The organism is Catenibacterium sp. co_0103 (genome assembly GCF_004168205.1).
In the GTDB taxonomy this organism is placed as follows: domain Bacteria; phylum Bacillota_I; class Bacilli_A; order Erysipelotrichales; family Coprobacillaceae; genus Catenibacterium; species Catenibacterium mitsuoka_A.
The window spans coordinates 20,273-31,891 of the sequence record NZ_RCYB01000019.1 but is presented as its reverse complement, the minus strand read 5'-3'; the positions used below and the strand labels follow the sequence as shown (position 1 = coordinate 31,891).

Here is an 11,619-nt window from a genome sequence, read left to right as displayed (position 1 = left end):
TGACATAGTAAGTAATGTTCGTGAGAACTTACATTATCTCGATGTGAGTATATTTAATCACATTTTGAGTGGCAGAACTATGGAAAGTAAAACTATAATCACTTGCCTTAAACAAAGGTAAATCATTATAGGAATCACCAATACCAAGCATCTTATCCGCATTAAAATGTTTCTTAATAGCCTTTACACCTGTACCTTTAGAAATACCCTTTGATACAATATCAATTACATTTGTATTCTGATAACCAGATACCATAGGGTATCTATCATGCACATCTGATACAAATGTTGCTGCTTCTTCATTGGTATCAAACACTAAAGAAATACTATAGAACTTTGAATCCTTGATTTCTTCAAAATCCTTAATCATAGTAAAAGTAGAAAAATCAATAAAATCAGTAAAATAGAAATGAGATTCACTTTCTGTTTGTACAATAATGTTAGAGTAGTCTCTATAATGATTATATATATCCCTCACAAGTTCTTTATCTAAAAGGTGTTCCTCAATCACATGTTTATCCTTATCTAATAATAGTGCACCTGTACACATAATATAGAAATCAAAAGGAATACCCTCTACATCATATAAACAGCTCAGTGGTCTTCCTGTACAAACACCAAATAGATTCTCTTTTTGAAAAGCTGCAATGGCCTCTCTATCTGTTTCTGTTACTTTTTTATTATGAACTAAAGTACCATCTAAATCAGTCGCAAATACCTTCATTCTTATATCCTCCTAGTACATCTATAATCAATTGATGATCTTCATCATGGGCAAGTCCTGATACAATCACACACCCACGTAACTCATCTTTTATAAAAAGTGGAAAACCTCCACCACATATCGCGATAGTAGAATCATTCTCATCATATACATGTCTTTCTTCTTGATCTAGAAACACATAATAAGTGCTATGTTGATACCTTTCCACTGCATTCTGCTTTCTATCTAACCATTCCACACCCTTTTTTCCAGGCATCAAATACTGGAACACAATATCTCCATCTAATACGATTCTAATACGTACTGGTTTACTTGTTTTCTTTACTATTTCATTCCCAATGCAATACACATCTTCTGCATCAAAATGATCAAAATTTAATTCTTCCTCTAACTTTAATACATCTTCTTTATTCATGTTCATCACCTAATTCATTTCTATCATAAATTATCTTACAATGAAACGGTTTACATATGTATAGAAACAAACGTTCTTTTATTCTTACTTATTGATAGAATTGATTGAACTAAAAGTTCAATCATTCACCTGATGATAAATAATCGCATAAAGATTACTTAAGACATACTGAAAAGCTAATTGTGAATAGAATGTACTAATTCTATTCTCTTTCTCACAATCAGGAATCATAATTAAATCATCACAATAAGCCATTAATGAATTCTTCTTATTCGCAGTAATAAGTCCAATTCTCACATGATTCTTGCTCAATGTCTGTACACACTCTAGAAGTCTTTCTTGCCCTCTATAACTAATAATAAGTGCATAATCATCCTTGTTCATACGTTTAGAAATATGTCTCTCTTCTCCAAACTGTGTCGCAAGAGTAGGGAATATATTTACTTTTACAAGCTTATTCGTAAAATTAATCACTGTAGTCTGTGTATCCCCATAACTAAACAAAAAGATACGTTTCTTATGAATAATCTCATCTGCCATAGACTTGAGCACATTTATGTCTAGACTAGAATACACCTGTTTAATACTCTCCTGATACAAAGAAAACATATTCTTCATAATCTCTTCAGTTGTTTCATTAAATTGAAAAGGTGTCGTATAATCCACACTCTCTACAATATACTTATTCGCTTCTCTTTCTTTAATTAAATCTACCTTTAAAGCCTTATATCCACTATAACCTGCTTTACGGCATAATCTAATAATAGTTGCATTAGACGTATAAGTTTTTTTCGCTAAATCATTAATAGACAACTCTTCTAATAAATCTAAGTGATTCATTAAATAATTAATTACTTCTTTTTCAGTCTCTGTATATTTATTTTCTTGTGATATATCTAGTATCATGGGCTTCACCTCTCTTTCTATTTTAAGTGAATTTTCTTTGATTAAAAGAGTAAACGATAACATATCTTTTATTCTTTTTCTATGATATCATGTATTAATCTTTTAGGGGGGAATAACATGAATCAGACACAAGATTTCACTAAGGGAGTCATCTGGAAACAGTTGCTTTTTTTCTTTTTTCCTATTCTTATAGGAAGTTTCTTTCAACAGTTATATAACACTGTTGATACAATCATTGTTGGACAAGCAGTAGGCACAAGCGCACTTGCTGCAGTCGGTTCAACAGGAAACTTAACGAGTTTAATCGTTAACTTCTATGTAGGCTTATCTACAGGTGCTTCCGTAGTCATCGCCCAATACTATGGTGCACAAAACAATAAGAAAATTCATCAGGCAGTGCATACTTCTTATAGTCTTGCAATTGTCAGTGGCATACTCATGATGCTTTTTGGCTTATTCTTCTCATATCAGTGTTTAGATGCTATTGGTACACCACATGATATATTGAATGATGCCACTCTCTATATGCAGCTTTACTTCTTATGTATGATTCCAGGGGCAATCTACAACATCGGTGCAGGAATCTTAAGAGCAGTAGGGGACAGTAAAAGACCACTCTATTACTTAATTGTATGTAGTATTGTGAATGTTGTATTTGACTTTATCTTTGTAGTCATTTTCCATCAAGGTATTGCTGGGGCAGCTATCGCAACAGTCATTGCCCAGTTTGTCTGTGCCATACTTGTTACTATTCAATTAATGCGTACAAATGAAGTCTACAAGCTTACATTATCAAAGATGAAATTTCATCTTCCTGTACTAAAGAAGATTATTATGATTGGTGCGCCTGCTGGTATCCAATCTACAATGTATAGTATCTCAAACATTGTCTTACAGAGTCATATCAATGCTTTTGGTACACAGACAATTGCTTCATGGTCAGTTTATGTAAAAATAGATGCCCTGTTCTGGATGATGATTGCGGCCATTGGTGCAGCTATCACAACATTTAGTGGACAGAACTATGGAGCTCATCTTCATGATCGTATCAAAAAGGGTACAAGAACTGCCCTTGCTATGGCTTTCATTATGACTATTTCAATCAGTACTATACTCTGCTTAACAGGTAGTTATATCACAAGATTATTCTCATCAGATCCCCATATTATTGAAGAATGCTATAGCTTGATGCTGTTCTTAATGCCATTCTATTTCTTATATTGTTGTGTTGAAATATTCTCAGGTACTATGAGAGGATGTGGGGAATCAATTAAACCAATGATATTAGTATGCTTAGGTATATGTGTACTACGTATTGCCTGGCTCACATTCATTTCACCGCACTATCCAACTATTAAAGGTGTTGTTGTCTCTTATCCAGTCACTTGGTTTACGACCTCACTACTCTTTATTATTTACTATAAACACTTTAAAAAGCATCATTTTGACGCTAATTAGGAAACAAAGTTCAACTTTGTTTCTTTTTTAATACAATTTTAATAATATATTTTCATTGTGATAAAACATCTTTGACATATATTAAGAATTGGTGTAATTTATAAACATAAAAGAAAAGGGGGATTCATGTGAAAGGATTTTTTGAAAATTTAGGTTTTTTTGCCAGTCGATTCAATCAGGCTATAGTGATTACGATTGAATTATCAATTATATCATTAGTAGCTGCGACTATTATTGGAATCATTGTTGGATTAGTCAATACTTCAAAAAGTAAGTCAGTGATCATGAAGATATTAAAGGCAATCGCCAACCTTTATATTTATATCATTCGTGGTACACCAATGCTTGTACAAATATTGATTATATATTTTGGCTTGGGACAGATGTTAAGACCTACAGGATTTAGATGGTTAAATATTGGGGGTACTTTTACTGCTGGTACTGTTGCTCTATCACTTAATGCCGGTGCTTATATGGCAGAGATCGTCAGAGGTGGTATTGAAGCAGTAGACAAAGGACAGGTTGAAGCAGCTAGATCTCTTGGCTTAACTTATGGTAAAACAATGAAGAAGATTGTCTTACCACAGGCTTTAAGAACGATGTTACCTTCAATCATCAACCAGTTCATTATTTCTATTAAGGATACTTCATTATTATCTGTTATTGGTCTAACAGAATTGACTAACGTTGGTAAAACAATTGCCGCAACGCAGTCAGCTCATATGATGGTCATTTATTGTTTTATGGCTTGTTATTATTTATTTATCTGTACAGTACTTGCACAGGTATCAAAAGTTGTAGAAAAGAGGTTATCTTATGGCAAATAAAAAAGTCTCTGTCAAAAACCTAAAGAAGAACTTTGGCTCTTTAGAGGTTTTAAAAGATATTTCTTTAGATATTAATGAAGGTGAAGTTATCTGTTTAATTGGTCCTTCAGGATCAGGAAAATCAACATTCTTAAGATGTTTAAACCGTCTTGAAGATATTACAAGTGGTAGTGTCATCGTTGATGGAGAAGATATCACAGATCCTAAACTTGATATTAATAAGAAGAGAGAAAACATTGGAATGGTATTCCAGCACTTCAATCTTTTCCCACATATGACAGTAAAAGAAAACATTATGCTTGCACCTGTTGAACTCAAGAAGATGACAAGTGCAGAAGCAGAAGAAACAGCTTATCAGTTATTAGATAGAGTTGGTTTAAAGGATAAAGCAGACAGCTATCCAGCACAGTTATCTGGTGGTCAGAAACAAAGAGTTGCTATTGCAAGGGCCCTCGCAATGAAGCCTGATATTATGCTTTTTGATGAACCAACAAGTGCTCTCGATCCAGAAATGGTTGGAGAAGTATTAGCTGTTATGAAAGATCTTGCAAGTCAGGGTATGACAATGGTTGTTGTCACTCATGAAATGGGTTTTGCGAGAGAAGTAGGTACTAAAGTTATATTCATGGATGGTGGATATATTGTAGAACAGGGTAATCCATATGATGTCATCAATCATCCACAGCAACAAAGAACAATAGATTTCTTAAACAAAGTATTATAAGGTATCAACACATAAGTGTAGATATATAAGGGAGGAAACGATTATGAAAATGAAGAAGTTCGGTGCTATTGTATTAGCAGGTTTAATGGCAGTTTCATTAGTAGGATGTGGAGGAAATTCTAGTAGTAAGAACGAAGAAAAAACTTACATTATTGCGACTGATAAAACATATCCTCCATTCGAAATGGAAGATGATTCTGGTAAATTAGTTGGTGTCGATATGGACTTAATCAGAGCTATTGCTAAGGATCAGAAATTCAAGATTAAGATTAACTCATTAGGTTTTGATGCTGCATGTACAGCACTAGAATCAGGTGAAGCTGATGGTGTTATTGCAGGTATGTCAATCAATGATGAAAGAAAACAAAAATATGATTTCTCAGATCAGTACTATGAAACAGGTGTTTCAATGGGTGTTGCAAAAAATTCAGGTATTAAAGGTTATGCTGATTTAAAAGGTAAGACTGTAGTTGCTAAAACATCTACTGCAGGATTAAAATATGCTCAGTCTATTAAAGATAAATATGGATTCAAACTAGAAGTTGTAGAAGAATCAACATTCATGTTTGAAAAAGTTAAATCTGGTGAAGCAGCTGCATGTTTTGAAGACTATCCAGTATTAAAATATATGGTTAAAACAGGTCAGTTAAACTTCGATATTCCTTGTGGTAAAGAAAGTCCAGCATATTATGGTTTTGCAGTGTTAAAAGGCGAAAACAAAGAATTATTAAAGAAGTTCAACAAAGGTTTAGCTAACCTAAAGAAGAACGGTGAATACGATAAAATCGTCGCTAAGTACGAATAAGACTTATTAAAGAGTGATAAGATATATTTCTTATCATTCTTTTTTTATGTTATACTTTGTCTATGAAAAAAATGAACTCTATACCACTTATATGTGGTTTTTTATCTATCACAGCATTTTTGATCTATTTTTATAGTTCCAATCACGCTCCTTATTCTTATACAGATATCATTCTGCTTGGCCCCGTATTTTCTTTTGTGGGATTTATCTTTTCTATTATTACTAGAAAAGAAAGAACGCTTATTTGGTGGCTAGGCTTATTACTATGTATTTTAGGCTTTTTGGTATGTATCATGGTATTCATGATATTAGTTTTGTTTTTTATTTCCTAGGAGGAATCTATGAAGAAATTAATTAGATGTTTATTTATCGTATGTATATTATGTTTTTCTATTTCCCCTGTTTACGCAAGAGCTGGCGGCGGGGGAGGAGGATCAGGAGGCGGTGGAGGAGGCAGTGGTTCTCCATCCCATCATTCTTCTTCTCCTGTAAGATATGTTGATACACCCGAAAGACGTATTGCTAGTTTAATAACTTTTTCTTTTATATCATATGGTTTTTCATATATGAAAAAATATCGTCGTAGATATAAAGCTATCTCCATGCATAAGGATATGAAAAGAGGACTAGCAGAAAAGAATAACTCATCTTTTGATGAAAAGAAGATGAACAAAGTAGTCGCCGATTACTATTACACTATTCAGAATGCATGGAATGATAAAGATATGGATATTCTTAAACAATGCCTTTCTCCATCTCTGTATGAACAATGGAAAACAAAACTTAACTGGTGGGAGTATGAAGGTATACGTAATGAACTTTCTGATATCAGACTTCTTAAAACAATGGTTGTAGAAGTAGGTGATGACTACTTCTGGTCTTATATAGAAGGTAAGATGAGAGATAGAATGATCAAAGGTAATGAAGTCACTCAGGATAATAAAGGAATCTTTATTGAATACTGGCACTTTATAGTAGAAGAAGACAGGATTTATTTAGATGAAATCAGGCAGGAAGATGAAGTCTAAGATTGACCTTGTGAAATAATTGTGTTACAATACAACCAACAAAGGAATATTTTATAGCATGTCATTCACAAAGCATTAGCTATACGTATAAAAAGAAATTCTTTTTTGCGTACGCTAATGCTTTTTTTGTTTATTTTTTGGAGGTAAAAAATAATGGAATATATTAAAAAATACCAGTCTCCTATTGGAAACATTACTATGGCAAGTGATGGTGAATCACTAATTGGTTTATGGTTTGAAGATGATAAATATTATGCAGATATTTTAAAGGAACCAGTAGAACGGGATTTACCAGTCTTTGATCAGACAATTGCCTGGTTAAATCTATACTTTGATGGAATCGTTCCTAACTTCTGTCCACCTATTAAGATGCAGGGAACACCATTCCAGAGAATGATCTGGACTATTATCCAGCACATCCCCTATGGTGAAACAATCACTTATGGTGATATTGCGAAAGCTATCGCAAAATATGGTAATAAGAAAGAAATGTCAGCACAGGCAGTTGGTGGTGCTATTGGTCATAATCATATTGCGTTAATCATCCCTTCACACCGTGTAATCGGTTCTAAGGGTAACTTAAAAGGCTATGCTTCTGGTGTAGAAAAGAAAAAGAAGCTTCTCCTCTTCGAAAAAGCCTCAGTTATTAACAGCAGTATGAGAATAGATACAAGACTTGCATAATGCAGGTCTTTTTTTGCACGATGAAGTCAAGAAAAAGAGGTCTTATGCATGAAAAATCAATAAATTAGAGTACGTCTTACTAAAGAAGAGTTTGATGCGGAAATTGAAGAAAGAACGCATGAAATAGTCTTTTATTTTCTTCTTTAAGAATCCCATATTATTCCCATGCTTTTTAAAGATAATACAACTAGGGGGTAATTTGTTCTAGTCAAAAACAGCTAGATTAATTTTCTAGCTGTTTTTCTCATGATTAGTTGTGCGATTATTACTACTACAACAGATATACCACATATCATCATTCCTGGTGTTCTAAGTATTGATGGATCAAAGATGACTGTACGATTCAAATAAGAACTAGCCCCTTCACTAATTGCGAGTGGCATAATATAGCTTACATTTAGTCCAGATAATACACCTGTTACACCTAATGCAGTTAATCCATATAACTTATCTACAATCAACTGAATCAAACATAATACAATAAGTATAACACCCATAATCATTCGATTAGAATCAAGTGTTAACTGATAGAAAATCTGTATCATCTTTAATCTCTTAGGAGATTGTTTACTAATATAATCATCCACATACTGATCAATACCCTGAGATACTAAACCAGAAGAAATCAATTTAGTAAGTGATGTCTTTAATATACTAGGTAATGTAATATCTGTATCCTTCTCTACAATCTCAAAACATTCCTGTGCAAGGTTATTGATATAAGGTGTCATATCTTCTTTATTTTCTTCACCTGTAGCCATCTGTTTAATAATAGCCTGACTATATTTACTTGTTAGTGCGGTCATAGATTGAGATTGACTAATATCTGCTTGTATCTTTTTTATAGTTATGTCAGGAAGACGGTATGTGTATTGGTTAATAACTGTCATAACCTTATTTGTCATTTCCTGGGTAATTTCATCATTCTGTATAGCACTATTTATAATACTTGGACAAAGCATTGAGAAACATAATACATTCACAAGAATGAAAATAAGAATATCTAATATAATTGTACGTAACATACGCATAAATATCACACTCCTTTACCCTCATTATAGAAAAACCACAACACATGTCAATATGTTATAATGGAGCAAAGAAAGGGTGATTATATGGATTTTTTAGACTTATTAAAACAAAGAAGAAGCTATAGACAATATACTGGAGAACCTGTAGAAAAAGAATTGTTGGATAAAATTGTAGAAGCAGGATTACTTGCACCAAGTGGACGTAATATTAAACCAGAAGAACTCATTGTAGTCACTGATTCAAAACTATTAACACAATTATCTCAATGTAGAAAAGCAGGAAGTCAGATGCTAGAAGGGGCAGGTGCCTGTATTATTGTATTGGGTGATGAAGATAAGACGGATGTCTGGGTAGAAGACTGCAGTAATGTCATCTTGACTATGCATTATATGGCTTCATCACTAGGGTTAGGCGGCTGCTGGATTCAGGGAAGAAATAGAGTATCATCTACAGAAGATTCAACTGAGGACTATATTAGAAATATCTTTCATTTTCCAAAGAATCTACGTTTAGAAGCACTATTATCGGTTGGACATATTGATCAAACATTACCTGCCAAAGAAGTAACAGAAGAATTGTTAAATAAAGTACATACACCAAAGTATTAAAATACCTGCTCATTGATGAGCAGGTATTTTAATACAGGTATTTATTCTGTTTGAAAGGTTTGTAATCATAGAAAATGATATTTCTGCTATTTTCTATTATTTCATAATATAAGACTGCTTTGGTAGTTGGCATGACATACTTATATTTGTTTGTTTGAACCTTCTTGCCAATATGTGGATTGGCCTCAACTATTCCCTTGACTTTTCGTAATTCTTTGGTTAGAAAGATTCCTATAGAGAAGTTTCTGAATCTAATATAGTTATAATAATCAATGTTGTCTATAATTTCTATAATGTATGGTTCGATTTCAATATCAAAATTTAACTCCATACTTTTCTTCTCTGTCTTTTAAGAATTCATCAAAGCTAATGGTTTTAAAATCTTTACTCTTTTTTCTTTCTTCATAAGCAGCTACTGTCTGTAAATCTTCGTATTCTTCATCAGTTAAACAAGTATAAGATACACCATTAATAATTACTGTTCTGTTTTCCATATCCTATCACTGCCACTCAAAATGTGATTAAATATACTCGCATCGAGATAATGTAAGTTCTCACGAACATTACTTACTATTTTATTGTGTATGCTTTCGATTGACCGAAATCATATCTACTCACAAGTTCATGTACACTCCATAGTCTTAAATTCCCGAAATAGCCTTCGGTACATACCTACGTTTGCGTTTGTTTATGCAACTTCGTAAGTTGTAGCATCTCTCAGATTAAGTGTAGCATTGAAATCTCTGTCTTCGATATAGCCACAGTCACATCTGAAAATTCTATCTGAAAGCTTTAAATCTTTCTTGATACTTTTACAGCAATGACATGTTTTAGATAATGGGAACCATCTATCTGCAACTCGAAGTTCGATTCCATTCTCCTTGCATTTAGCTAGAAGTTTTGATTTAAATTCATAAAACTTCTGCGAAGCAACTGCCTTTGAAAGATGTCTGTTCTTCATCATTCATGATACGTTTAGATCTTCAATCGTTATATGAGATGGCTTGGTTTTCACTATCTCTGCGATTGTCTTATTGATGTAATCAGTACGAATATTATCAATTCTATGATGAAGCTTCTGTATCTTAAGCCTTTGTTTCTGTATATTTCTTTTTTGAGTGGACCCTCCTTTCTTTAGATTTTCATACTTTCGAGAAAGACTTCTCTGTTCTCGAATAAGCTTTTTTTCAAGCTTCCTTAATTTTGCAGATTTGTTGATGTTCTTATAAGTTTTTCCATTAGAGACAATCGCAAAGTCCTTTAATCCAAGGTCAATGCCAATTCCTTCACTGGAATAACTGGCTATCCTTTTATCTGGGATTTCTATAAGAACTGAAACATAGTATCTGTCAGCCTTTATTGAGACATGACCACTCTTAATTACGTATCCATCTTTTGTAGTGGGAATATATCCTTTTTCTTTGATACGTACCCAGCCAAGTGATGGAATCTTGATTCTGTGTCTTTCACAAAGGCAGTCTTTTGGATTATTCCTTACAAAATACATTTTCACATCAGATCTGCCTTTCTTCTTAAATTTTGGAAAGGCACTCTTGTGCTTAAAAAAGTTTTCAAATGCGGTCTGGCCGTTATTTACTGCCTGTGTTACCGATTTCGAATAAGCTTCCTTGATCCAGGAATATTCTGGATCAAGGAAGATACTCATTGTTAAGCCATACTCTAAACTGGCTGCTGCTCATAAACTTTTTGCCACTTTCATAAAGTTCCTTGTTATGAGCAAGATAGAAATTATAGATAAATCTGCAAGTACCTATTGTTTTACGAATCTTGACTTTCTGCTCCTCTGTTGGATTTATTTCCGTCTTGAAGCTCTTCAGCAATTTCCTCATCCCTTTCTATCTGTTTTTTTATACTTACGAAGCCCTTTGCAACCTGCAGGAGAGCACATGAAGTATTGAAACAATATCCTACACGAGTTCTCTATCTGATTTCTAATCTAATTATAGAACAAATGGAAAATTCATGCATTAGGTTCAACTTCGAGAACGCCGTTTAATAGGTGCTTATGAAATTTAATTTTCACTAACCTATGGTTTGTGGGTATTCAAATTATGCTTTTGATTTTTTGTTCCATTACTTCATCTAATAAATCGTTACACAGTTTCCATATTCTTCAATACACTGGTCTACAATAATTCCTTTTGCAATACAAAATCTTAAAAATGCAACGCGATTCAGTAAATACTAATTATAAGTGTAATAACGCCTATTAGTTGGAGTTCGGTTTGCCTATAAAGTTTCTTCTCTATCCCAACGTTATAATGTCTTAACAGGTATGCCTTAAAGTTCAGCAAAATCCTTTGATTTATAATTTGTGATATTTGATGTTTTCATATTAAAGCTTTCCTTTGAGTAGATTTGAACACAATTAATCACAATAGTCGATA

Annotated in this window: 15 protein-coding genes; 7 read left to right on the top strand and 8 right to left on the bottom strand. The window is 33.1% G+C overall.

The window, feature by feature from the left end; all coding sequences use genetic code 11:
* Nucleotides 1-28: 28 nt before the first annotated feature.
* The 3 genes from EAI80_RS05125 to EAI80_RS05115 all read right to left on the bottom strand — a co-directional run bounded on the left by EAI80_RS05125 (nt 29) and on the right by EAI80_RS05115 (nt 2,045).
* Complete coding sequence (locus tag EAI80_RS05125) at nt 29-724, bottom strand: HAD-IIB family hydrolase (RefSeq protein ID WP_129981184.1); 696 nt, start codon at nt 722-724, stop codon at nt 29-31.
* The gene (locus tag EAI80_RS05120) at nt 705-1,139 is read right to left on the bottom strand and encodes a heme-binding protein (protein WP_129981183.1); all 435 of its coding nucleotides are present in this window, start codon (nt 1,137-1,139) and stop codon (nt 705-707) included. The genes EAI80_RS05125 and EAI80_RS05120 overlap by 20 nt, the downstream gene beginning before the upstream one ends.
* Before the next feature lie 117 nt (nt 1,140-1,256).
* Nucleotides 1,257-2,045 (bottom strand): MurR/RpiR family transcriptional regulator, encoded by a 789-nt coding sequence (locus EAI80_RS05115; protein WP_161220282.1) that lies wholly within the window; start codon nt 2,043-2,045, stop codon nt 1,257-1,259.
* A 117-nt stretch (nt 2,046-2,162) separates the two neighbouring features.
* On the opposite strand from EAI80_RS05115, the gene EAI80_RS05110 reads away from it, so the two are divergent.
* The 6 genes from EAI80_RS05110 to EAI80_RS05080 all read left to right on the top strand — a co-directional run bounded on the left by EAI80_RS05110 (nt 2,163) and on the right by EAI80_RS05080 (nt 7,571).
* Nucleotides 2,163-3,503, top strand: coding sequence for an MATE family efflux transporter (locus tag EAI80_RS05110; protein WP_238634431.1), 1,341 nt, complete (start codon nt 2,163-2,165; stop codon nt 3,501-3,503).
* Between the two features lie 128 nt (nt 3,504-3,631).
* Nucleotides 3,632-4,330 (top strand): amino acid ABC transporter permease, encoded by a 699-nt coding sequence (locus EAI80_RS05105; RefSeq protein ID WP_129981180.1) that lies wholly within the window; start codon nt 3,632-3,634, stop codon nt 4,328-4,330.
* Nucleotides 4,320-5,054 (top strand): amino acid ABC transporter ATP-binding protein, encoded by a 735-nt coding sequence (locus EAI80_RS05100; protein ID WP_129981179.1) that lies wholly within the window; start codon nt 4,320-4,322, stop codon nt 5,052-5,054. The genes EAI80_RS05105 and EAI80_RS05100 overlap by 11 nt, the downstream gene beginning before the upstream one ends.
* A gap of 43 nt (nt 5,055-5,097) precedes the next feature.
* Nucleotides 5,098-5,859: a transporter substrate-binding domain-containing protein gene (locus tag EAI80_RS05095; protein WP_055234609.1), complete on the top strand. Its 762-nt coding sequence runs from the start codon at nt 5,098-5,100 to the stop codon at nt 5,857-5,859.
* A 341-nt stretch (nt 5,860-6,200) separates the two neighbouring features.
* Nucleotides 6,201-6,887 (top strand): TIM44-like domain-containing protein, encoded by a 687-nt coding sequence (locus tag EAI80_RS05085; protein ID WP_129981178.1) that lies wholly within the window; start codon nt 6,201-6,203, stop codon nt 6,885-6,887.
* A gap of 153 nt (nt 6,888-7,040) precedes the next feature.
* On the top strand, nt 7,041-7,571 hold the full coding sequence (locus EAI80_RS05080) for a methylated-DNA--[protein]-cysteine S-methyltransferase (protein WP_129981177.1): 531 nt from the start codon (nt 7,041-7,043) through the stop codon (nt 7,569-7,571).
* 218 nt (nt 7,572-7,789) lie between these two features.
* On the opposite strand, the gene EAI80_RS05075 is transcribed toward EAI80_RS05080, so the two are convergent.
* Nucleotides 7,790-8,602 (bottom strand): hypothetical protein, encoded by an 813-nt coding sequence (locus EAI80_RS05075; RefSeq protein WP_129981176.1) that lies wholly within the window; start codon nt 8,600-8,602, stop codon nt 7,790-7,792.
* An 84-nt stretch (nt 8,603-8,686) separates the two neighbouring features.
* Between EAI80_RS05075 and EAI80_RS05070 the strand changes: the two genes are divergently transcribed.
* Nucleotides 8,687-9,211 carry a nitroreductase family protein gene (locus EAI80_RS05070; protein WP_238634430.1) on the top strand — a complete coding sequence of 175 codons (525 nt, stop codon included), beginning with the start codon at nt 8,687-8,689 and terminating at the stop codon, nt 9,209-9,211.
* 314 nt (nt 9,212-9,525) lie between these two features.
* Here EAI80_RS05070 and EAI80_RS05060 read toward each other — a convergent pair whose 3' ends face one another.
* The 4 genes from EAI80_RS05060 to EAI80_RS13775 all read right to left on the bottom strand — a co-directional run bounded on the left by EAI80_RS05060 (nt 9,526) and on the right by EAI80_RS13775 (nt 11,061).
* Nucleotides 9,526-9,705, bottom strand: a complete 180-nt coding sequence (locus tag EAI80_RS05060; RefSeq protein WP_006504963.1) for a hypothetical protein — start codon at nt 9,703-9,705, stop codon at nt 9,526-9,528.
* Nucleotides 9,706-9,899: 194 nt separating this feature from the next.
* Complete coding sequence (locus tag EAI80_RS13600; protein ID WP_202976602.1) at nt 9,900-10,172, bottom strand: zinc ribbon domain-containing protein; 273 nt, start codon at nt 10,170-10,172, stop codon at nt 9,900-9,902.
* A gap of 3 nt (nt 10,173-10,175) precedes the next feature.
* Nucleotides 10,176-10,877: an RNA-guided endonuclease TnpB family protein gene (locus EAI80_RS13595; RefSeq protein WP_238634429.1), complete on the bottom strand. Its 702-nt coding sequence runs from the start codon at nt 10,875-10,877 to the stop codon at nt 10,176-10,178.
* Complete coding sequence (locus EAI80_RS13775; RefSeq protein WP_238634427.1) at nt 10,861-11,061, bottom strand: helix-turn-helix domain-containing protein; 201 nt, start codon at nt 11,059-11,061, stop codon at nt 10,861-10,863. The genes EAI80_RS13595 and EAI80_RS13775 overlap by 17 nt, the downstream gene beginning before the upstream one ends.
* Nucleotides 11,062-11,619: the final 558 nt, after the last annotated feature.

What these genes read in the sequence shown, in the direction of transcription:
- EAI80_RS05125 (WP_129981184.1), bottom strand. Translation starts at nt 724, where the DNA reads ATGAAGGTATTTGCGACTGATTTAGATGGTACTTTAGTTCATAATAAA.
- EAI80_RS05120 (WP_129981183.1), bottom strand. Translation starts at nt 1,139, where the DNA reads ATGAATAAAGAAGATGTATTAAAGTTAGAGGAAGAATTAAATTTTGAT.
- EAI80_RS05115 (WP_161220282.1), bottom strand. Translation starts at nt 2,045, where the DNA reads ATGATACTAGATATATCACAAGAAAATAAATATACAGAGACTGAAAAA.
- EAI80_RS05110 (WP_238634431.1), top strand. Translation starts at nt 2,163, where the DNA reads ATGAATCAGACACAAGATTTCACTAAGGGAGTCATCTGGAAACAGTTG.
- EAI80_RS05100 (WP_129981179.1), top strand. Translation starts at nt 4,320, where the DNA reads ATGGCAAATAAAAAAGTCTCTGTCAAAAACCTAAAGAAGAACTTTGGC.
- EAI80_RS05095 (WP_055234609.1), top strand. Translation starts at nt 5,098, where the DNA reads ATGAAAATGAAGAAGTTCGGTGCTATTGTATTAGCAGGTTTAATGGCA.
- EAI80_RS05085 (WP_129981178.1), top strand. Translation starts at nt 6,201, where the DNA reads ATGAAGAAATTAATTAGATGTTTATTTATCGTATGTATATTATGTTTT.
- EAI80_RS05080 (WP_129981177.1), top strand. Translation starts at nt 7,041, where the DNA reads ATGGAATATATTAAAAAATACCAGTCTCCTATTGGAAACATTACTATG.
- EAI80_RS05075 (WP_129981176.1), bottom strand. Translation starts at nt 8,602, where the DNA reads ATGCGTATGTTACGTACAATTATATTAGATATTCTTATTTTCATTCTT.
- EAI80_RS05070 (WP_238634430.1), top strand. Translation starts at nt 8,687, where the DNA reads ATGGATTTTTTAGACTTATTAAAACAAAGAAGAAGCTATAGACAATAT.
- EAI80_RS05060 (WP_006504963.1), bottom strand. Translation starts at nt 9,705, where the DNA reads ATGGAAAACAGAACAGTAATTATTAATGGTGTATCTTATACTTGTTTA.
- EAI80_RS13600 (WP_202976602.1), bottom strand. Translation starts at nt 10,172, where the DNA reads ATGAAGAACAGACATCTTTCAAAGGCAGTTGCTTCGCAGAAGTTTTAT.
- EAI80_RS13595 (WP_238634429.1), bottom strand. Translation starts at nt 10,877, where the DNA reads ATGAGTATCTTCCTTGATCCAGAATATTCCTGGATCAAGGAAGCTTAT.
- EAI80_RS13775 (WP_238634427.1), bottom strand. Translation starts at nt 11,061, where the DNA reads ATGAGGAAATTGCTGAAGAGCTTCAAGACGGAAATAAATCCAACAGAG.